General features: G+C 66.7%; 14 protein-coding genes. 2 read left to right on the forward strand and 12 right to left on the reverse strand.

The genetic code is table 11. The features are described from left to right. Window position 1: 1 nt before the first annotated feature. Window positions 2-1,018 (reverse strand): succinylglutamate desuccinylase/aspartoacylase domain-containing protein, encoded by a 1,017-nt coding sequence (locus PF66_RS09840; RefSeq protein WP_054062563.1) that lies wholly within the window; start codon window positions 1,016-1,018, stop codon window positions 2-4. Window positions 1,019-1,228: 210 nt separating this feature from the next. Between PF66_RS09840 and PF66_RS09845 the strand changes: the two genes are divergently transcribed. Then, on the forward strand, window positions 1,229-1,864 hold the full coding sequence (locus PF66_RS09845) for a TetR/AcrR family transcriptional regulator (protein ID WP_054060972.1): 636 nt from the start codon (window positions 1,229-1,231) through the stop codon (window positions 1,862-1,864). Between the two features lie 41 nt (window positions 1,865-1,905). Here the strand turns inward: PF66_RS09845 and PF66_RS09850 are convergent, their stop codons facing one another. The 5 genes from PF66_RS09850 to PF66_RS09870 all read right to left on the reverse strand — a co-directional run bounded on the left by PF66_RS09850 (window position 1,906) and on the right by PF66_RS09870 (window position 8,086). Further along, window positions 1,906-2,604: an ABC transporter permease gene (locus PF66_RS09850; RefSeq protein ID WP_054060973.1), complete on the reverse strand. Its 699-nt coding sequence runs from the start codon at window positions 2,602-2,604 to the stop codon at window positions 1,906-1,908. A gap of 5 nt (window positions 2,605-2,609) precedes the next feature. Beyond that, window positions 2,610-3,323, reverse strand: a complete 714-nt coding sequence (locus PF66_RS09855) for an ABC transporter permease (RefSeq protein ID WP_054062564.1) — start codon at window positions 3,321-3,323, stop codon at window positions 2,610-2,612. Window positions 3,324-3,490: 167 nt separating this feature from the next. Then, window positions 3,491-4,273, reverse strand: a complete 783-nt coding sequence (locus PF66_RS09860; RefSeq protein WP_054060975.1) for a transporter substrate-binding domain-containing protein — start codon at window positions 4,271-4,273, stop codon at window positions 3,491-3,493. A gap of 27 nt (window positions 4,274-4,300) precedes the next feature. Next, window positions 4,301-6,304, reverse strand: coding sequence for an aminotransferase class I/II-fold pyridoxal phosphate-dependent enzyme (locus tag PF66_RS33665; protein ID WP_054060976.1), 2,004 nt, complete (start codon window positions 6,302-6,304; stop codon window positions 4,301-4,303). Window positions 6,305-6,454: 150 nt separating this feature from the next. Beyond that, a complete protein-coding gene (locus tag PF66_RS09870; RefSeq protein WP_054062565.1) occupies window positions 6,455-8,086 on the reverse strand; it encodes a 5-guanidino-2-oxopentanoate decarboxylase in 1,632 nt (543 codons plus the stop codon). 277 nt (window positions 8,087-8,363) lie between these two features. Here PF66_RS09870 and PF66_RS09875 point away from each other — a divergent pair, with 277 nt between their 5' ends. Beyond that, window positions 8,364-14,000: a membrane-targeted effector domain-containing toxin gene (locus PF66_RS09875; protein ID WP_054062566.1), complete on the forward strand. Its 5,637-nt coding sequence runs from the start codon at window positions 8,364-8,366 to the stop codon at window positions 13,998-14,000. A 1-nt stretch (window position 14,001) separates the two neighbouring features. Here the strand turns inward: PF66_RS09875 and PF66_RS09880 are convergent, their stop codons facing one another. From PF66_RS09880 to PF66_RS09905, 6 genes are all read right to left on the reverse strand, one after another. Continuing rightward, window positions 14,002-14,709: a winged helix-turn-helix domain-containing protein gene (locus PF66_RS09880; RefSeq protein WP_054062567.1), complete on the reverse strand. Its 708-nt coding sequence runs from the start codon at window positions 14,707-14,709 to the stop codon at window positions 14,002-14,004. Window positions 14,710-14,836: 127 nt separating this feature from the next. Next, window positions 14,837-15,469: a TetR family transcriptional regulator C-terminal domain-containing protein gene (locus PF66_RS09885; protein ID WP_054056935.1), complete on the reverse strand. Its 633-nt coding sequence runs from the start codon at window positions 15,467-15,469 to the stop codon at window positions 14,837-14,839. 47 nt (window positions 15,470-15,516) lie between these two features. Next, window positions 15,517-16,218, reverse strand: a complete 702-nt coding sequence (locus PF66_RS09890) for an NAD(P)H-dependent oxidoreductase (RefSeq protein ID WP_054062568.1) — start codon at window positions 16,216-16,218, stop codon at window positions 15,517-15,519. Window positions 16,219-16,346: 128 nt separating this feature from the next. Continuing rightward, the gene (locus tag PF66_RS09895) at window positions 16,347-18,434 is read right to left on the reverse strand and encodes an acetate--CoA ligase family protein (protein WP_054062569.1); all 2,088 of its coding nucleotides are present in this window, start codon (window positions 18,432-18,434) and stop codon (window positions 16,347-16,349) included. 20 nt (window positions 18,435-18,454) lie between these two features. Then, entirely contained in the window at window positions 18,455-19,615 is a 1,161-nt protein-coding gene (locus PF66_RS09900) for an acyl-CoA dehydrogenase family protein (protein ID WP_054062570.1), read from the reverse strand. Between the two features lie 18 nt (window positions 19,616-19,633). Then, on the reverse strand, window positions 19,634-20,425 hold the full coding sequence (locus tag PF66_RS09905; protein ID WP_054062571.1) for an enoyl-CoA hydratase/isomerase family protein: 792 nt from the start codon (window positions 20,423-20,425) through the stop codon (window positions 19,634-19,636). Between the last annotated feature and the right edge of the window lie 20 nt (window positions 20,426-20,445).

Raw genomic sequence — 20,445 nt, forward strand, 5'->3', positions numbered from 1 at the left:
CTCAGTTTGGGTCCAGCAAACCACCGGCCCAGTTGCGCGACAGGCGACTGCCGGTGAACTTCGCCACCACCATGCCCTGGGGCACCAGCCGGTCGCGATGGCGCGTCAGCATGCGGCCGGCCTGCTCGGCATACAGCACCACCTCCGAGGACGGGTCCCCCGGGCGACCGATGATCCGCGCAAACCGCTGGCCCTCCTCGACCTGCTCGCCCAGTTCCCGCTCAAACACCAGCACGCCGGGGCACGGTGCCAGGATGGTTTCCATGTGTCCCATTTCCATGGCCGCCACCGGCCAGTCAGCCACCGCCAGGTCCTCGGCGATCACCCCCTGGGCACACAGCCAGGCATACAGGCCGGCGGCATCCTGCTCGGCGAAACGGTCGGCGACATCGCCCTGCCCGCGCAACTCCAGGGTCGCCGCCATGCGCCCGGCCGTCTCGCCGGCCCGCAACCAGGGGGCGATGAGGGTTTCCTCGAAGGAACCGTCGCCGCCATCGTCCCAGATGATTGCCACGTCCATCTTCATCGCGGCCGCCAGGGTCCGGCCGCGAGGCCAGAAGCTGCGGTGCAGGTAGAGGTAGGGCAGCGCCTCGTCATCGGTGTGCAGGTCCAGCACCACATCCGCCGGAGCCGCCAGTTCCACCAGTTGGCGCTGCCATGCCTGGACATTGGTCGCGCACCGCCCCAACACCGCCGACTGGTCGAACCCGCGGTTGAAGTTCTGCCCGGTGGCCTCGTGAAAACGCCCGAGGATCCGTCCCTGGCGAAACTGCCCGATGCCCAGCGGGTTGGCCTGCGGCACCACGGTCACACTGCCCCGGAGCCGGCCCGCGGCCTCGGCGCCGGCCAGGCGTTGCAGCAGCAGGTGCAGCACCAGCATGCCGGCGATCTCATCGGCATGGACCCCGGCCTGCAGGTGCACCTTCAGGCCGTCGCCAGGCTCGCCGAAGCGCCAGGCGCCGACCCGGACCGGATCGCCGTTGTTGTTGCGCACACTGAACGAAACATCCTGCGCCATGCCCTCGCCCTCCCTTCATTGAAGGTTGAAAATCGTTGCCGTCGACAGTGGAAATTGAACATTCGTTCAACTAAGCTTTCACGGGCAAGCCCGTTCCTGCAGTGGTCGCGCCCGCCGCACATCCGGTGCCCACTGGATACTTCTGGCAGCGGCTTGCCGGACCGCCGTGAGGCACCCGCCCATCCGCTCTCTCGAACAAAGGAACATCGCGTGCCAACCGCCTCTCCCAAATTCCGCCGTGCCGAACCCGACGAGCGTCGCGACCTGCTGATCGCCGCCACCCTGCGCTGCCTGGCCCGGGACGGTCATGCCGGCATCTCGGTGCGACGTATCGCCAGCGAGGCCGGGGTCTCCGTCGGCCTGCTCAATCACCACTTCGGCACCCTCGACGCCCTGATCGCCGACACCTACCACAAGCTCGCCAGCGAGCTGACCAGCAGCCTGCTCGACGAAGTCAACCAGGCCGGCAGCGCCGCGGAAAAACTCGAGGCGTTCCTGGTCGGTTCCTTCTCACCCAGGGTCCTGGACCCGCAACTGCTGGGCGTCTGGGTGGTGTTCTGGAGCCTGATCCGCCATTCCGAACACGTCAGCCAGTCCCACGAACGCAGCTACGGCGCCTACCTCGACCTGATCCATCGCCTGCTCGACGACCTGGCCGACAGCGAAGGCTTCGTGATCCGTGACACCCGCCTGGCCGCCATCGGTCTATCGGCGATGCTCGACGGACTCTGGCTCGAGTGGTGCCTGAACCCCGAGACCTTCAGCCCCGCCAACGGCCTGCACATCTGCCGGTGCTGGATAAAGGGGTTGCGAAACGGCGCATTCGACACCGACGACGTCCCGTGAGGCAGGCTCAACCAGGCCGGCGTCACCCCGGGGCCGGCTCATCACACCGACCTGCGCAGCGGTGTGCCGCGCCGTTCGGCGAAGGCGAACAGCGCCTCGATCAGGAACGTCAGACAGACATAGACGCCGGCCACCAGCAGCAGCGGCTGGTACACCTGCAGGGTCTGCGCGCGCACCACGTTGGCAGCCCCCAGCAGGTCGATCACCGCGATGGTCGAGGCCAGCGCCGTGGACTTGAGCAGCATCACCGTCTCCCCCGCCAGGGTCGGCAGCAGCAACCGCAGGGCCCGTGGCAGACGCACCCGCAACAGTGCCTGGCGCGGCGTCATGCCGAAGGCCGAAGCCGCCTCCATCTCGCCCTTGGGTACCGCCAGCAGCCCACCGCGGATCACCTCGCCGACATAGGCGCCCACCGACAGCACCAGGGCGAAGACGATGTACCAGTAGCCGTCGCGCAGATAAGGCCAGAGAAAACTGCCGCGAATCGGCGGGAACTGCGCGAACAGGCTGCCCAGGCCGTAGTAGAAGATGTAGATCTGGATCAGCAGCGGCGTGCCGCGCAGCACGCTGGTGTAGAACAGGCTGGCCCTGGCCAGCAGGCGGTTCTTCGACAACCGCGCCAGGGCCACCAGCACGGCCAGGATGAAGCCCAGCACGCTGGAAATCAGCAGGATGCCGACGGTGGTCTGCAAGCCGCGCCCCAGCAGTGCCGTGTACTCGAATATCCACGCTGGAATCATTGCGTTCACTCAGCCAAAGGCATCCAGCGACGAATGCGCCGCTCGAGCCGTCCCGACAGGTAGTTGGACACCAGCGTCACCGCGTAGTACAGCGCGGCGGCAGTGAGGTAGAACAACAGGTAGTGCCGCGTCGAACCCGCACCCTGCTTGGCGGTGTACAACAGCTCGTTGGTGCCGACCACGCTGATCAGCGCACTGTCCTTGATCAGGTTGATCCACAGGTTGGCCATGCCGGCCAGGGCATGGGGCGCCATGATCGGCAGCGTCACCCGCCGGAACAGGGCCAGCCCGGTCAGGCCATAGGCCCTGGCCGCCTCGATCTGGCCGTAGGGAATCGCCTGGATCGCCGCGCGGAAGATCTCCGAGGCATAGGCGCCCTGCACCAGCCCCAGCACCAGGATCGCCGCCAGCGGCCCGCTGACATTCACCGCCGCCTGCCCGAAATGGGCCAGCAGCGAGTTGAGCAGCATGGAACCGACGTAGTACAGCAGCAGGATCAGCAACAGCTCCGGCACCGCGCGGAACAGGGTGGTGTAGCCGCGCATCAGCGCCGCCACCGGCCGCGGCCCGCCGACTTTCAGGCAGGCCACCAGCAGGCCGATCAACAGCCCGACGACGAAGGCCCCGGCGGAAATCTGCAGGGTCATCCAGAGCCCCTTGAGCAGCGCACTGCCCCATCCCTGCTCGCTGAAATCGATCAATTCGAACATTGCTGGCATTTCACTCTCCAGTCACTGACCTCAAACTTCGCACCTACCGCCGTTTCTGAAATCGGCACCGTCCTGTAGGAGCAGGGCTTGCCCGCGAAGCCTTTCAGCGATCCCGGGGACGCCTTCGCGGGCAAGCCCTGCTCCTACAAGGGGCGGTGGTGTACCGGGAACGGTGTTCAGAACGCCGGTTTCACGCTGGTACCGAAGTAGCTCCGGGAGAGTTCGTCATAGTCCCTGCTCGCCAGCAGGGTCGTGATGGCCTTGTCCAGGCGGGCCTTGAGTTCGGTGTCGTCCTTGCGCAGCCCGGCGCCCACACCGCGACCGAAGATCGGGTCGTAGGGCACCGAGCCGAGGTAGGCCAGGTCCTTGGCGTCGGGGGTCTTGACGAAGGCCGTCATGGCCGTGCCGTCCGCCATCATCAGGTCGATGCGCCCGGCGATCAGGTCGGCGTTGGCCGAGTCCTGGGTGTCGTAGTACTTCACCTCGGCGATCTTCTCGTAGTAGGCCTTCAGGTAGCTGGCGCTGACGGTGGAGTTCTGCACGCCGATGATCTTGCCCTTCAGATCATCCGGGTACTGCTTCACCGAAGCCCCCTTCGGGCCGACGATGGCGATCGCCGAGTCGTAGTAGGCCTTGCTGAAGGCGATCTGCTTTTCCCGTTCCTCGGTCACCGACATCGAGGAGAAGATCACGTCGATCTTCTTCGCCAGCAGCGACGGGATGATCCCGTCCCAGGCCACCTCCCTGATCTCGCACTCGGCCTTCATTTCGCTGCACAGCTTGTGGATCAGGTCGACCTCGAAGCCCTTCCACTCCCCGTTGGCCTGCTTCTCGGTGTACGGCGGATAGGGTTCTGCCGCGACCGCGAAGCGGATGGGCTGAGCCTGTGCAGCACTCATGCCGGCCAGGAGGATGCAGGCCGCACCGGCCAACCAGTTTGCCAAACGTCGATATCCCATGATGTTGCCCCGTCTTCTTATGTTGCGTTAGCGAGTTTGATGAGCGTTGACGAACTGCCGGCAGCGCTCACTGCGTGGGTGTACGAACACTTCATCCGGCGAACCGGTTTCCTCGATCAGCCCCTGGTGCAGGAAAGCCACCCGGGAAGAGACATCGCGGGCGAAGGCCATCTCGTGGGTCACCAGGATCATGGTCCGGCCTTCTTCGGCGAGGGAGCGGATCACCCGCAGCACTTCGCCGACCAGCTCCGGGTCGAGGGCCGAGGTGGGTTCATCGAACAGCATGACCTTGGGCCGCATGGCCAGGGCCCGGGCGATGGCCACCCGTTGTTGCTGGCCCCCGGAGAGAAACGCCGGGTACTCGTTGCGCTTGGCCGCCAGTCCTACGCGCTCGAGCAGCGCCTCGGCCCGTTCGGTGGCCTCGGCGCGGCTCTCGCGCAGGACCTGGGTCGGCGCTTCGATCAGGTTCTCCAGCACCGTGCGATGGGGCCAGAGGTTGAAGTTCTGGAACACCATGCCCAGGGTCGAACGGATGCGCACCAGTTGCCGAGCATCGGCCACCAGCGGCGCGCCGGGGCGGTCATAGTTGAGCCGGAGGCTTTCACCATCCACCAGGATGCGGCCCTGGTCCGGTACTTCGAGCAGGTTGATGCAGCGCAGCAAGGTGCTCTTGCCCGAGCCGCTGGCGCCGATCAGCGAGATCACCTCGCCTTCACGGGCGGTCAGCGAGACGCCCTTGAGGACCTCGATATTGCCGAAGCGCTTGTGCAGGCGGTCGACTTCGATCATCGGTCGGGTCACCTCCACTTGCACCGTGCCCTGCACCGTCACCGGCTCGATCAGCGGACGGGCCGGCTCGTCGGCCAGCCGCCCGACGAATTCGCGAATCCTTCGGCAAGCCTCGGCCAGGCGTTCCTCGCCAAGCGTGAAGGACAGGCGCACGAAGCCCTGTGCCGGCTCGCCGAACGCCGCCGCGTCGAGCACCGAAACCCCGGCTTCGCGCAACAGTCGCCAGGCGAACTCCAGCGAGGTGAGACCGGTCTGGCGCACATCGAGCAGCACGAACATGCCGGCGTCGGGCTTGAGCACCGCGAGCCGCGGGCATCCGGACAATTCCTGTACCACCAGGTCACGGCGCCGGCGATAGATGTCGCGCATGCCCTGGGTCACCTCGTCATGGGCCTGCACCGCCTTGAGCGCGGCCTCCATGACGAAGCCGGGCAAGCCGTAGAGCATGCTCAGCACCAGGGTCTCGGCGTGGCTCACCAGGGTGGCGTCGGCGACGATCCAGCCGATGCGCCAACCGGTCATGGCGTGGGACTTGGACAGGCTGCCGATGGTCACGCAGCGTTCGGCCATGCCTGGCAAGAGCGCGAGACTGACATGCTCGCGCTCGAAGGCCAGGCTCTCGTAGACCTCGTCCACCACCACCCACAGGTCATGGGCGATGGCCAGCTCGGCGATCGCCTGCAATTGCTCTCGGCCAAGCACCACGCCGGTGGGGTTGTTCGGATTGGAAAAGAAGATCGCCCGGGTACGTGGGGTAATCGCCTTGGCCAGCAACGCGGCATCGAGCCTGAACCCGGCGTCCGCGGCACAGGGCACGCGTACCAGGGTCGCACCCGAGGCCTTGAGGGTGGCCTCGTAGGTGACGTACATCGGGTCCAGGGCGATCACCTCGTCGCCGGCATTGAGCAGGCACAGCGAGGTGATGAACAACGCATTCTGTGCCCCGGCCACGGTGATCACGTTCGCGGCCTGCAACGGCCGATCGAAACGCTGGCCGTAGCGGGCGGCGATGGCCTCGCGCAAGGCCAGGCGGCCGGCGATCTCGGTGTAGTGGGTATCGCCTTCGCGCAGAGCCTCGATGGCCGTCTCGGTGATGAAATCGGGGGTGGGGAAATCCGGGTCGCCCACACTGAGGATGATCACATCCTCGCCACGGCGCTGGGCTTCGAACGCCGCATGATGGATATCCCAGGCGGCGACGCCCTGGCCACTGATCCGTTCGACAAAGGGTGAAAACCGCATGCCAGTGCCTCGTTCGAAGTTGAAGAAACGCAAGCCCGCAAGCCACCCGAGGGTGCTGGAGCTAACATAGCCAAGACTGAACAGTCGTTCAATAGCAGAAAGCCGTGAGCTTCGCGTTCAGCGCAAACAGGTCGTTTTCACGACAGTGCCCTAACGCACACAGGTGTGTCTGAGTTCGATCAGCGTCACCCCGGCATGTGCGAACCCGGCGCGCAGATCACGCTCCAGCGCCTCCAGGTTCTGCGGCTCGGCCACCCGGCAGCCGAACGCCCGGGCCAGCAGTTGAAAATCCGGATTGCGCGGCAACACGCCGATCGGCTCGATATCCAGGTCGAGCATGTCGTCGCGGATCTGGCCGAGGGCATCGTTGTTCCAGAGCAGCACCACCAGCGGGCTGTCCAGTTCCTCGACGGCCGTGGCCAGCTCCTGGGCGGTGTAGAGAAAGCCGCCATCGCCCACCAGCACCAGCCCGGGACGTTGCGGTGCGGCGAACTTGCCACCGATCCCCGCCGGCAGGCCGTAGCCGAGGGTGCCGTAGCCGGTGGGGTGCAGCCAACTGCGCGGGGTGCGGCTGGCGAAGGCGTAGTTGCCGGTGTAGGCCAATTGGGTCATGTCGCTGCTGATGAAGGCATCGGCCGGCAGCACCGCCGCGATGCGATCGAGAATCCGCTGGTGGAGGCTCTGCAACGCGCCGTGCCCCTCGCGGATGGCGGCCTTCAAGGCCGCGACCGCCCGGCTCGCCTGTGCGGCATCGCGCGACGCCGTCGGCAGTCGCGCCAGCAACGCCGCCAGGGTCTGCTGCGCATCGCCGTGCAGCGCGACGCGGCAGGGATAGCAATCGTTGAACTTGCGCGGGTCGATATCGACCCGGATCACCTCGCCGCTCAGCGGCAGCCGTTCGCGCCAGTAGTCGGTATCGGCCATTTCGGTGCCCACCGCGAGCACCACGTCAGCCTGCCCGATCAGTTGCCAGCCGGGCTCGACGCACAGGCTGGCACCGGCATTGAGCGCCAGCTCCGGGGCCAGCAGGCCCTTGCCGGCGACACTGGTGAACAGGGGCGCCGCCAGACGCTCGCTCAGGGCCCGCAACTCGTCCCCGGCCGCCAGGGCACCGCCGCCGGCGATGATCATCGGCCGCCGGGCCTGCTGCAGCCGCGTGGCGGCCTTCTCCAGCGCCTGGGCACTGGGCAGCCCACGCCCCGGACGGCGTACCACCTCGGCACTCCAGTCGCGGCTGACCGGCTCGGCCAGCACATCCAGCGGCACCGCAATGTGCACCGGCCGCGGCCGCTCGCTGTCGAACACGGCAAAGGCGCGGGCAACCAGTTCCGGCAGGTCGTCGGTGTTCAGCGCCACCGCGGAAAACGCCGTGATCGGCGCGGTGATCGCCCGCTGGTCCCGGGTTTCATGCAGGCAACCCCAGCCCTTGCCGAGGCTGGCGGTGTGATTGACGCTGGAAATCACCAGCAGCGCAACCGAGTCGGCATAGGCCTGGCCAATGGCAGTGGCGGCGTTGGTCACCCCGGGACCGGTGATGATGAAACAGACCCCCGGCTTGCCGCTGACCCGGGCATAGCCGTCAGCCATGAAACCGGCCCCCTGCTCATGCCGGGTCAGCACGTGGCGAATACCGCTGCCGGGCAGCCCGCGATACAGCTCCAGGGTATGCACGCCGGGAATGCCGAACACCGTGTCGACACCATAGCGGGCCAACAGCCGCACCAGGGCCTGGCCACCGGTGAGCGGGGTCAAGGAAACGTCGGGGATCGATGGGGAGTTCATGCCAGCCCTCGCCTTTGTCGTTGTGGAGTGATGGGGACCGCGCAGAGATATTAAACACTTGTTCAATAGCATGGCAATCATCACCCAACCCCGCCAAAAAACCGAAAAGAACAGCTATCAGCTTGTTTTTAAAGGCTATTTTTTGTGACGAAAAATGCGTCCGGCACAGACCTGTTACATCTTTGAACATCCTTGTCGCGTCCAGCATTAACTACCGCTCCCGGCTCTGGGCTTGCGCGCTGAATGGCAGCCATCACCCAACGACAAGGAACCCGGCATGAGCCCCACCCTCCCCTCGAAGACAGCCGACCCGAGCGTTTCGCTGGAGCAGGCCATCGAGCACTTTCTCGCCGACCTGCCCGAGCAGACCGCCCGGCGCATCCGCCTCGTCAGCGGCATCGACAGCCCGGCGCTGCGCAGCGCCTACGCCGAATCCCCGCAGGTCCCCGCACTGCTGCAAGACACCCGCGCACGCTTCGAGCTGGATCGGCAGATCGGCGACTTCATCGACACGCTGGACACGGCCCCACCGGCGAACGCCGGGGTGCCCCATGTGCACTGGCAGTTGCAGTTGTCGGGCCTGGAACTGGTCTGGCCGGCGATCTGCGTTCTGCAGGTGTACGATCCACCGGCGACGGTGGCGGGCGAATATGGCGCCGACCTGTCGCCTGACCTGCCCAGGGTACGGGTGGCACGTGCCCACCTGCTCGACGGCACCCTGTGGAGCCATGCCCTGGCGCAGATGTCCCCGGACCAACGCGAGCGGCTGCTGGATGGCCAGTACCTCACCGCCGATACGCAGTTGGCGGCGCTCAGGCAGAGGATCAGGCCCCTGCTGCGCTCGCACCGGCAGGAACTGTTCGACAGTTTCCACGCCGCCAGGCAGCGCTCCGATGATCCCCTGGTGAATCGGCTGCGCCAGCGGCTGCCGCGCCTGTCGAAGTCGGCCGCCATCGAGCTGCTGGTCAATGCCAGCGCAGGCGATCTTGAGGCAATGCGCTTTTCCACGGGTGAACTGAGCGGTCGCCAGGTGCGGGACGCCCGCTGGTATCTGCAGGAAGAGCGCTTGAGCCAGGCCTATGAGGGGCTGTTTCTCAAGAGTCGACAGCACCATGGCGACAGCCTGCGACTGATGCTCTACAGCGTCGCCAGCCTGCCCGGCTGGCCTGCGGAGGGGGCTCGCCTGGAACTGCGCGACCAGACGGCGGACGGCCCATTGCTGGCCGGCATCGGCGCCTCCCAGGCCGGACAGCGGCATATCATCCTGCGCCACCCTGACCACTTCACCCTGGCGGTCACCGAAGGCACGGCGCCAGCCCCGGAGCCCGACCTGCCCTCGGCCCTGGCGAGCCTGCCCGAACCGCTGCGCAGCCAGCTCGGCCTGACAGACGCTGAAACCAGCCGACGCCAACTGCAGCAGGCGGCCCTTTCACGCGACCACCTGCGCACCCTGCTGGAGATCCCCGCCATGCAACCCCCGCAACGCCTGCCCGACAACAATGGTTTCCAGCATGCCTCGCCTGTCGCCTTCGTCTCCCCCGACCAGCTTGCCCAACGCCAGCGAGCCCTCTTCGACAACCTGGCGGCCACCAACGGACGGACCCTGTTGCTGGCGCAACAGCAGCCCAACTTCCGCTGGTTCGCTGACCTGCTCCTGGGGCGGCAACTGGCGCAGGACTTCCCCCAGGCCGCCTCGACGGCCCCCGATGCGATTTACCTCAACACCTTCGAACAGACGCGCTACCGGCCCTTGTCGGAGCTGGGCGAACCCGGCGAGCAGGTGCTCTATCGCCGGGTCACGCAATCGCGCACGCTGAAGGAAGTCTTCGTCCAGCACCTGGCCGGCAACCGCCAGACGTTCGACACGACCCACAGCGGGCTGTATGCCAGCCCGACCGACGCCTATGCGCCGCAACAATTGATCGGCCTGGACCTGGACCGACTGGCAGGTACCCTGGACAAGGCCGGCAAGACCTTCGACACGCAGTTCGCCGATCGGCTGGACAATTTCTGGAACGGCGCCGAGACGCTGCTGAAGGAGAATCTGCGCACGCAGATTCGCCAGGAAGCGCAGTTGCGCGAGCTGGACCTGACCCTGGACGAGAGCAATCGACAGGACCTGGAGCGGGTGCTGGACCATCCCACCCAGGCCCAGCGCCTGAAAGCCCATCCCGCCGACGGGCCGATCCATGTCTATCGGATCGTCCTGCAGGCGCAGGATGCGCCCCTGGAAGGCAGCCTGGTCATCACCCGCAGTCCCGATCTGGACACCTACAAGCTGCCGGCCGTGCTCTATCAGGTCGGCCGGGGCCTGGAGCAGTTCGTGACATTGCAGGCCCTCAAGCGCAGCCTGGTACAACGCTTGAGCGACGAAACCGAGCGCGAGGCGCTGCTCGACCTGCTACCCAACCGGCAGCACGCCCTGATTGCCGCCAACCCGCCCGAGCGCACGGTGCCGTTCAGCTACCGGATCGAGACGGGCGACGCCCTGCAGGTGCTGGTCGATGGCCTGCTGGCCAAACAGAAACTGGATTTCGCCGACACCTGGCGCTTCGTCCGGGGAGCGCCTGGGCTCGACAATGATGCCGACGAGTTCGCCCGGCAACTCAACGACTCCGTCAACCTGGCGAAAAGCCTGGACATCTTCCCGGTGCTGGAACGCCGCAATCGCGACCTGATGTTCGGCGACCTGCTCGGGCGCCTCGAAAAACTTTCGGCAGACGAACAGAGCCGGCTGGCCAGGCTGTGGCGCGCAACCCTGAGGACCAGCCCGGTGCCCGCCAGCCTCGGCGATCTGCCCGCCCTCAGGAGCCATGCGAGCGGCCTGCTGCGCACGTACCTGCAACAGCACTATCCCCAGGCCGCCATCGATCCCGACAGCACCGAGGTACAGGTCACCCACACCCGCACCTACCCGAGCCCCGCCTGGCAGAGCCTGCCATCGACCGTGACCAGCCGCCATCGCAGCCTGTCGCTGACCGCCCTGGCACTGGAGAACATTCCCGGCTCGCGCCTGGGCGAGTCCGTCACGTTCAAGGCCAGGGCCAGCACGCTGACGGGCAGCCCGCTGAACCTGTCGAACAGAGACATCACCACCATCGTCCGCACCGTGGATGCACCGGGTCGATACAAGGCACTGCTGAGAAACAGACTGCAGGGGCCGGACCAGGCATCGCTGCGCCGTGACTGGGTCGAGGGGGAACGGGCCCGCCTGGAACTGCATGCCTATGTCGCGCACCTGAGTGGCGATCTGCTCGATGACAAGGACAGCCCGTCACAAAACGGCTACAGGCGTATCGAGCATCTGCTCAGGTACCCCTCGGCCAGCAAGCGCCCGCTGCTCGATGGGCATGAAGTCCATGCCAACTACCTGATGCTCGGCGGCACCGGCGAGGCACACAATGGCATGAGCGTGGACGAAGTGCTGGTCATCAGCACCAGCGCGCCAGCCAGCACGCTGCTGTTCCTCGCACCCCAGGCACCGGACGGCAAGGCCTTGCGCGAACTGGCCAACCCTGCCGCGCTCGAAGCCTTGCTGCGCGAGTCGGGCTGGAAGCAATACTGCATCTCGCGGGCCGCGCGCAACGAACAATGGGACCCGCAACAACTGTTCGCGCGCCAGTTCCCGCAGGTACGCTACTTTCCCATCGCCGGCGATCTGTTCAGCACCCTGTTCGATGCCCGGATCAGGCATGTGATTGCCAGCGTGGAATATTTCGCGGCGAGCAACCAGCGGGTGGACCGTGACACCCTCTGGTACTGGATCAATGCCGGCCTGCACCTGGCCGCCGAGATCGTGCTGGGCCTGGCCCCCTTGCAACTGAGCCTGCCGGCCTACCTGCTGCGCGGCCTGTACGGGCTGGCCCATGCCAGCCAGGCCTTGGCCCTGAGGCACTATGAGGAAGCGGCCGATGGACTGATCCGGACACTGTCCGATGCCGCAGCGCCGTTGCCCCTGCAACCGCTAAAACCGCTGCTGCGACAGATTCCCTCGATGCCCTCGAAGCTGTCCCGCCTGATCAGGACCACCCGGGCCGGCCAGGACGGCCTGCGCCAACCGCTACTGAGCGCCGAGCCCTCGACGGTCACGCCGATCCGCTACCTGGCCTCGGACCTCAGGCGGCATGAAGTGCGCAGGCTCCCCGAACTGGAGTACCTGCGCGACGGCCTGTTCGTCGACCGCGCCTCGCGCCTCACGCAGTACATCCAACTGGAGGGCAAGTGGTACCGCACCGGCACCCGTGCCGGCCGGCGCTACGTGCTCATGGAGCAGCATTGGACGCAGGATATCGAACTGATCCAGGTTGGCAGGCATTGGCAGCCCCAGCCCATGGGCCGCCTGTCGGGCGGTATGCGCCAGGCGTCGGACCAGGTCGGCGCCGCGCGCTATGAGATCCCGGCCGACCATCGCCAGACGATCGCCACCTACATCGACAGCGGCGCCGCCATCGACCCCAACGCTCCGGGGCTTTCCGCAGGCCAGCGGCAGGCCGCCCTGCAATACACCCAACGCCGCCAGCAATTGGTGGCGCACGCCGAGCGCTTCTTTGCCGAGGGCCCGGCCCTGCCTGCCAGGACACCCATCGCCGACCTGGCGAGCGCCGGGTCGGCGACACAACTGTTCGAGCGGGCCTATCGACACCAGGACGGCATCGTCCTTGGGGTGCCCCATGGCGCCAAGGGCGGTCGAAAGATCCTGATCGAGCAGATGCGTTCACTGGCCAGGGACCACCGGCTCAAGACCCTCTACCTGGAAAACCTGATGAACGACCTCGACCAGGCGAGCCATCTCGATGACTTCAACCGCACCGGCTACCTGTCGCCGCTGTTCAGGGAAAAGCTGCGCCAGTTGGATATCCTCGAGGGAATCGACCACCAGGGCCTGCAGTCAATCCTTCGCCTGCTGCGCGAGGCCCATGAAAATGGTGTCCGGGTCCAGGCCCTCGACTGTGTCGCCAGCTATCGCCTGGGCCTCAACCAGTCGAACCCGAACAGAACCCGCCCCCTCAAGTACTACGCCCGGCAAGTGATCAACGCCGACCAGTTGCAGCACGGGCCGGGCCGCTGGATCGCACTGGTCCAGGACATCCATGCCGCCACCCTCAAGGGTGAAGCCGGCCTGGCGGACCTGATGGGCGCGGTGAGCCTGCGCGCCAACGATGTCGGCGGGCAGCCCTTGCCCCTGCAGATCCTGCAGGATACGGGAGACTCCACGCGGAACAGGTTCGGCCAGCTGTGGTTTCTGCGCGCCGATGCCCGACTGGATGTGAACGTCTCCCCCCTGCCCCTGCCACAGGTGCCGAAACCCCATCGGGCGCTGATGAGAACACGAGGGGACTTCCTGATCGAACAACGTGGCGGGCAGTATCACGCGGTCTGGCTGTCCCGGCGCCTGATCGACCCGGGAATGCCGCAGCCGTTCGTGGTGTTCGACCAGCCCATCGTGCAGAGCCGGCGTGTGCACAGCTCGGGGCGCAGCTACGAGGTGTTCCATATCGAGGACCCGACGGGGTTGTTGCGCCCGGAACTCGGCCGTCTCATCGGTACCGAATACAACAGCCTCGCCGACCTGGCCTGGGGGCTCCAGCAATCCGGCCTGAAGCAGGTGGTGGAACTCGACGACCTGGCCGTCTACCTGCGCCAGCCGGTACTCGACACCCACCCACAGTTGACCCGGCCGGGCATGTTCACCATCGAGACGGCACCCCAGGGGCCGGTGCTGATCAGCCGCTCCGTCGATCGCTCGCTGAAGGCCACGCCCATCAGGATCAAGATCGGGACCCGGCAGTTCTATATCCATCAACCGAGGTGGGGCTTCAGCGAAGCCCGCCTGTTCGACAGCATCGACAGCCTCAGTCAGGCCCTGGTGAGCGAACGAGGGCTGGTGCGTTGGGTCGAATCCACCGACCTGTGACTCACGCCGCCCGCGAGGTACGGGCGGTGAACAGGTAACCCGCGCCGTGAATGGTGATGATCAGTTCCGGCGCGGCCGGGTTGTCATGCAGTTTGCGCCGCAGGCGCCCGACCAGCACATCGATGGAGCGGTCGCTGGGCAACCATTCGCGGTTGCGCAACTGCTCCATCAACTGATCGCGGCTCAGGGTCTGGCCACTGTTGCGCAGAAATACCTTGAGCAACTGGAACTCGCCGTGACTGAGCAGCGTCTCGCTGCCATCGGAGGCCTTGAGCCGACGGCGCTCGGTGTCCAGGGTCCACTCGGCGAAACGGGCGAGGTGGCTGGAGTCGGCCGGCTGGTCCGGCTGTATCCGACGTAGCAGGTTGCGCGCGCGGCACAGCAGTTCCCGCGGATTCAACGGGCTGCCCAGGCAGTCATCGGCGCCGCAATCGAGCGCGGCGATCCGCTCGGCCTCGTCATTGCGCCCACCGACCAGGATGATCCCTACCTGCGAATTCGCTCGCCATTGACGGACCCGTTGCAGGCAGGCCGGCAACTGCATATTGAGCACCACCAGCGCCACCGGCCGGCGCTCGAGCAGGCACGCGGCCCGCTCGGTGGACGCGACGCCGTCGACGCCATACCCCTCGGCGGCGAGACAGGCCTGCAACTGTTCACGGATCAGGCGATCGGGCTCGACCACCAGTACACGAGGCATGCTCTTCATTGCCAGGCTCCTGTTCGGCCGGCGGGCGGCCGTTCTTGGAATCATGCGAAGCGGTGGGACTGGCATGCACTCTAACGCCTATTGAACACTTGATCAACAATCGTGACGGGGTGCCCTGAATCCTCGTTCAGCGCAGAAAACGCCGGTAGCCGCCCATCTGCAGGCCGTCGACCCAGGCCTCGCAGATCTGCACGCCCTGGGCCGGGGTGAAGGTGTTGGGATTGAGCCCGCATTCGAGCCACAGACCATCGAGCAAGGCACTCAGGCCGATGGCCGCCAGGTCGCTGTCGAAGCCCTCCCAGCCCTCCTCCTCGGCCAGCAGGCTCAGGGCATTGCCCACGATGGTGCGGTACTCGCCGTAGGAATGGTCGTGGGCGCGGTCGATGGCATCGGCAGTCTTCACCGCGCCCCAGAAGGCCAGCCAGGCTTCCAGCAGCTCGGGGTCGAGCATGGCCGGGGAAAACGATGATTCGAAAAACGCCGACAGGTGCCGACGGGCGCCCTCGCCCGCCCTGGCCACCGATTCGCGCAACAGGCTCATGACCTGCCCGGTGATGTGCAGGTAGGCATCGGCCACCAGTTCATCCTTGCCGGCGTAGTGATGGCCGATCAACCCCACCGACACCCCGGCCTCGGCGCAGATCTTGCGGATCGAAGTGCCGACGAAGCCGTACTTCTTCAGGCAACGCAAGGTCGCGGCCACCAGGTTGGCCTTGCGCAATTGGGGGTCCATCCGTAGAAAACGTGCTTCCTCGGCCATAGTGCTCCTGCCCTCTCAAGGTCGATGACTGACGGTACCTGCCCGAATCAGCCGATGGGGTACAGCGCCTCGTCGAACTGCGCCAGGCGCGTAAACACCAGCGGATGGTCCTGGTCGAGGCTTTCCAGGCGCCGATGGTAACCGAGCAGGTATTGTTCGCGAGCCTCGGCACTGATGTAGGGCACGTGCCAGGCCACGTAGGGTGGCAGCACGTCCAGCCCGACATAGGCCAGGGTGCCGCGCAGCAACGGGCGCAGCATGTCCTCCAGCGGCCCGTGGATCGCGCCCTCGCCGAACATGTGCTCGCGCCCGCCCAGGGTCACGGTGACCAGCGCCCTCTTGCCGACCAGGCCACCCTGGTCGTAGAAACGCTTGCCGCCGTAGCAGAGGCCGGACACCAGCACACGGTCGATCCAACCCTTGAGGATAGCCGGTACGGAGAACCAGTAGAGGGGGAAATTGAGGATCAGCAGGTCGGCCCACAGCAGCTTCTCCAGCTCCTGGCGGATATCCGCGGCCAGGCTGCCGTTCTTCACGCCCACGCGTTGTTCCAGGGCATAGACCAGGTAGTCGGGGTTGTCCCGGCTGGAAAAGTCCCCGGCACTGGCGACCGGGTTCCAGTTCATCGCGTAGAGGTCGCAGACCTGCACGCTGTGACCCTGAGCCTGCAGGGTCTGCAGCGCCTGGTCGCGCAGGGCGGCGGTGAAGGATTGGGGTTCGGGGTGGGCGTGGATGATCAGTACGTTCATGGAAGGTCCTCATGGCGATGCCGAAGCGGCCGGAACAGCGCCGCCAAAATGGTCGCAAAACTCTGTGGGAGCCGGGCCTGTCGGGAGGCCGCACCGCCGCGAATGGGCCCGTCCAGACATAACCCGGCTCAAGCCAGGCGAATCAACGCATCCACCGCCAGCGCCCCCTCGGCATTGACCAGCAGCGGATTCACATCCAGTTCCAGCAACTGCCCGGCGTTCTCGCAGGCGTAGTCCGCCACCGCGCGAATCGCCGCGACCAACGCCGGCAACGGCACCGCCGGGCCGCCGCGAAAGCCGCTGAGCAGCGGCGCGCAACGCAAGCCCAGCAAGGCCTGCTCGATGGCCTGGTCGGTGGTCGGCAGCAGCAGGCTGCGGCTGTCCTTGAGCAATTCCACCAGGATGCCGCCGGCACCGATCACCAAGGCCAGGCCAAAACCGGGCTCGCGCTTGACCCCGACGATCAGTTCGGCCAGCGGCGGCGCAGCCATGCGTTCGAGCAACACCTGTTCGAAGCGCACTTGCGGCGCGTGCCGGGCCAGACGCTCGCGCATCGTCTGCAGGGCACTGGCCAGGGCGACCTCGTCCTGGAGATTGAGCGCGACGCCACCCGCCTCGGTCTTGTGCGGCAGCTCGGCGCTGACCACCTTGAGCACCAGCGGATACCCCAGGCTGCCGGCCTCCAGCAGCGCCTGCTGCGGATGGCCGATGCGCGCCTGCGGCAATGGCAGGCCGAACGGCCGCAGAGCCTGCTTGGACTGCCACTCATCCAGCAGGTGGCCTGAGCCTGCCGTGGCCGGCGGGCAGATCGGCACCAGGGCCGCCTGCCCATCGGCCAGCAGCCCTTCGCGGCGCGAGCGGTAATGGGCGATCCGTGCCCAGGCCGCCAGGCCGTCCTCGACCCCTTGCAAGGCCGCCACCCCATGGGCGTGCAGGCGCTCACGAGCCGATGCCGGCAGCAGCTCGGGAAACGCCGAGGCGACGAAGCCGGTCCTGCCATGACGCTCGAGCGCCTGGCAGTAGAGCTCGAGCAACAGGTCGCACTCCTGGCGCTCGCCGGTGAACTCGGCCGGATAGTCGAGCACCAGCAGGGCGGCATCGGCCGGCGTTCTCAGGGCGGTGTCGAGCATCCGCTCCAGCGCATCCCGGTCGCCCCAGATCGCCGTGGTGAAGTCCAGCGGGTTGACCAGGTTGGCGTAGCCGGGCAGCACCTGCGCCAGTTCCGCGCGCTGCCCGGCATCCAGTTTCGGCAGTTTCAGGCCGTTGCGTTCGGCGTAGTCGGCAATCAACCCGGCATCGCCACCCGAGCAGGCCAGCCCGGTCAGGCTCGGCCCCATCGGCAGGTTGCCGCAGGCGGCGGCCTTGAGGGTTTCCATGAAGCTCACCGGGCCGCTGACGCGAATCACCCCGAGGCGATCGAACAGGCTGTCATAGAGCGCGTCGGAGCCGGCCAGGGAACTGGTATGACTCAACGCCAGTTCGGCGCCGATCTGCGACACGCCGGTCTTCAGGGCGATCACCGGAATACCCTTTTCCAGGGCCTTGCAGGCCGCGCGGGCAAACCCCGGCACGTTCTTCAGGCCCTCCAGGTGCAGGCCGATGGCGGTGACCCGTGGCTCGTCGAGCAGCACGTCCATCAGCTCGGCCACGCCCAGTTGCGCCTGGTTGCCGACCGAGGCCAGGTAGGCCAGCGGCAACGAACGGTCGCTCATGGACAGGTTGTAGGCGAAGTTGCCGCTCTGGGTCAGCACCGCCACCCCCTTCTCCACCGTCTTGCCGCCATGGGCCACTGGCCACAGGGCGACGTTGTGCAGGTAGTCGAGCAGGCCATAGCAGTTGGGCCCGAGCAGCGCCATCTCGCCCGCCGCCTGCAACAGTTGCGCCTGCAGGGCCTGGCCTTCGGCACCGGTCTCGGCGAAGCCGGAGGCATAACAGATCGCCCCGCCCGCGCCCCGGGCCGCCAGCTCGGCGACGCAGGCCAGGCTCAGTTCGCGGTGGGTGGCGATGAACACCGCGTCGGGAGCGCAAGGCAATTCCGCGACCGAAGCCACGCAGGGAATTCCGTCGAGGCTGGCATGTTGCGGGTTGACCAGCCACATCGGCCCCTGGAAGCCGCCTTCGGCGCAGCGCTTGAGCGCCCGCGCCATGCTGCGCCCACCGACGAACGCCAGGTGCCGAGGGGCCAGCAGACGCTTGAGATTGTCTCGAATGGACATGCCGTGCTCTCCTGGTTCGCTCAGCGCAGCAACGGCCGCAGCAGCTCGCGGGAAATGATGTGGCGCTGGATTTCCGAGGTGCCCTCCCAGATCCGCTCGATCCGCGCGTTGCGCCAGATCCGCTCCACCGGCCCCTCGTCCATCAGGCCCATGCCGCCGAAGATCTGCACCGCCTCGTCGGCGGCACGGCCCAGCACCTCGCTGGCGAACAGCTTGGCCATGCCGGCCTCGCCGTCGGTCAGGGTGCCCTGGTCCATCTTCCAGGCGGTGTGCAGGGTCATCAGTTCGGCGGCGCGGATTTCCGTGGCCATGTCCGCCAGCTTGAAGGAGACGCCCTGGTAGCTGCCGATGGGCTGGCCGAACTGCCGGCGGTCGGCCGCCCACTGCAGGGCCGCCTCCAGCGCGCGCTGGGCCTGGCCGACGCAGTTGGCGGCGACCATCACCCGGCCGGCGGTGAGCCAGGCGTTGGCGACTTCCCAGCCCTTGCCCACCTCACCGAGCACCTTGGACGCCGGGACGCGACAGTCGTCGAAAAAGATCTCGCTGGTGTGATACCCACGGTTGCTCACGCATTTGGGGCCACGGCGGATGGTCATGCCAGGGGTGTCGCAGTCGACCAGAAAGGACGTCACGGCATTGCGCCGGCGGCCGTTGTGCTCGTAGGTGTCGGTGACCGCGAAGACGATGGCGAAGTCGGCGTGCCCGGCATGGCTGATGAAATGCTTGCTGCCGTTGAGGATGAACTCATCGCCCTCGCGCACCGCGCGGGTCTTGATCGCATTGGCGTCGGAGCCGGCACCGGGTTCGGTCAGGGCGAAACAGTCGATCTTCTCGCCGCGCACGCAGGGCAGCAGGTAGTCCTCGATCTGCGCGCCCTGGCAGGCCATGAGGATCTTCGACGGCCGCGCGACGAAGACGTGCAGGGCCCAGGAGACCTTGGACAGCTCACGTTCGATCAGCGCCTGGGACAGGTAGTCGAGGCCGCCACCGCCGACCTGCTCCGGCATGTTGAAGGCATAGAAGCCGGCGGCGATGGCCTTGGCGCGGATCTGCGCGGCAAGCTCCGGCGGCACGGCATCGGCGCGGTCGACCGCATCTTCGTGGGGCAGCAGTTCCTTCTCGACAAAACTGCGCACCGCTTCGACCAGCATGTCCTGCTCTTGGGTCAGTTGGAAATTCATGGGTTACCTGCTGTCCGGTTACTGGCCAATGAAGTGGGGAGCACGTTTTTCCACGGCGGCCCGCAGCGCCTCGACGCCATCGCGGCTGCGGCCGCAGAGCAGGCCGGCGGCCTGTTCGGCCTGCAGTTGCTCGGCCAGGCTGCGAGCGGCGCCCTCGCGCAGCAGCGCCTTGGTCTGGGCGAAAGCGAAGGTCGGGCCGGATGCCAGCCGCGCGGCCAGTTCATTGGCGGCGCCGGCCAGTTGCTCATCGGCGCAGACTTCACTGACCAGGCCGGCGGCCAGGGCCCGCTCGGCACTCCAGAGTTCGTCGAGGAACAGCAGGCGCTTGGCCTGTTCCGCGCCGATCAACCGTGGCAGGTGCCAGCTGGCCCCGGCGTCCGGCGAGTAGGCCATGCCGGTGTAGCCGGCCTTGAACCGCGCGGTTTGCGCGGCCAGGCGGAAATCGCAGCACAGGCTCAAATCCATGCCCGCACCGACGGCCGTGCCGTTGACAGCGGCAATGGTCGGCTTGGCGAAACCGTGCAGGCGGCTCATCAGCACATGGGCGGTTTCGGTCCAGCCATAGGTTTCGAGGATGCCGCGGCGTTCGGCGTCGGCCCATTCGGCGAGGTCGGCGCCAGAGCAGAAGCTGCGGCCATGGCCGGTCAGCAGCAGTACCCGCACCGCCGGGTCGGCGGCATGCCGGTCGAGCAGATCGATCAGCGACTTGAGCGTGGGGATGTCCAACGCATTGCGTTGCTCGGGGCGGTTGAGGGTGATCCGGGCGATGCCGGCCTCCACCGTATCGAGCAGGGTCGGTTGGGAGCTCATGAAAGGCCCTCGGCTTATTG

Source organism: Pseudomonas asplenii (assembly GCF_001293465.1).
Lineage (GTDB): Bacteria > Pseudomonadota > Gammaproteobacteria > Pseudomonadales > Pseudomonadaceae > Aquipseudomonas > Aquipseudomonas fuscovaginae_B.

Excerpts from the sequence above, each read along its gene's own strand:
- PF66_RS09890 (WP_054062568.1), bottom strand. The coding sequence starts at position 16,218 with ATGAACGTACTGATCATCCACGCCCACCCCGAACCCCAATCCTTCACC.
- PF66_RS09870 (WP_054062565.1), bottom strand. The coding sequence starts at position 8,086 with ATGAACTCCCCATCGATCCCCGACGTTTCCTTGACCCCGCTCACCGGT.
- PF66_RS09905 (WP_054062571.1), bottom strand. The coding sequence starts at position 20,425 with ATGAGCTCCCAACCGACCCTGCTCGATACGGTGGAGGCCGGCATCGCC.
- PF66_RS09860 (WP_054060975.1), bottom strand. The coding sequence starts at position 4,273 with ATGGGATATCGACGTTTGGCAAACTGGTTGGCCGGTGCGGCCTGCATC.
- PF66_RS09880 (WP_054062567.1), bottom strand. The coding sequence starts at position 14,709 with ATGAAGAGCATGCCTCGTGTACTGGTGGTCGAGCCCGATCGCCTGATC.
- PF66_RS09840 (WP_054062563.1), bottom strand. The coding sequence starts at position 1,018 with ATGGCGCAGGATGTTTCGTTCAGTGTGCGCAACAACAACGGCGATCCG.
- PF66_RS33665 (WP_054060976.1), bottom strand. The coding sequence starts at position 6,304 with ATGCGGTTTTCACCCTTTGTCGAACGGATCAGTGGCCAGGGCGTCGCC.
- PF66_RS09895 (WP_054062569.1), bottom strand. The coding sequence starts at position 18,434 with ATGTCCATTCGAGACAATCTCAAGCGTCTGCTGGCCCCTCGGCACCTG.
- PF66_RS09885 (WP_054056935.1), bottom strand. The coding sequence starts at position 15,469 with ATGGCCGAGGAAGCACGTTTTCTACGGATGGACCCCCAATTGCGCAAG.
- PF66_RS09900 (WP_054062570.1), bottom strand. The coding sequence starts at position 19,615 with ATGAATTTCCAACTGACCCAAGAGCAGGACATGCTGGTCGAAGCGGTG.
- PF66_RS09850 (WP_054060973.1), bottom strand. The coding sequence starts at position 2,604 with ATGATTCCAGCGTGGATATTCGAGTACACGGCACTGCTGGGGCGCGGC.
- PF66_RS09875 (WP_054062566.1), top strand. The coding sequence starts at position 8,364 with ATGAGCCCCACCCTCCCCTCGAAGACAGCCGACCCGAGCGTTTCGCTG.
- PF66_RS09855 (WP_054062564.1), bottom strand. The coding sequence starts at position 3,323 with ATGCCAGCAATGTTCGAATTGATCGATTTCAGCGAGCAGGGATGGGGC.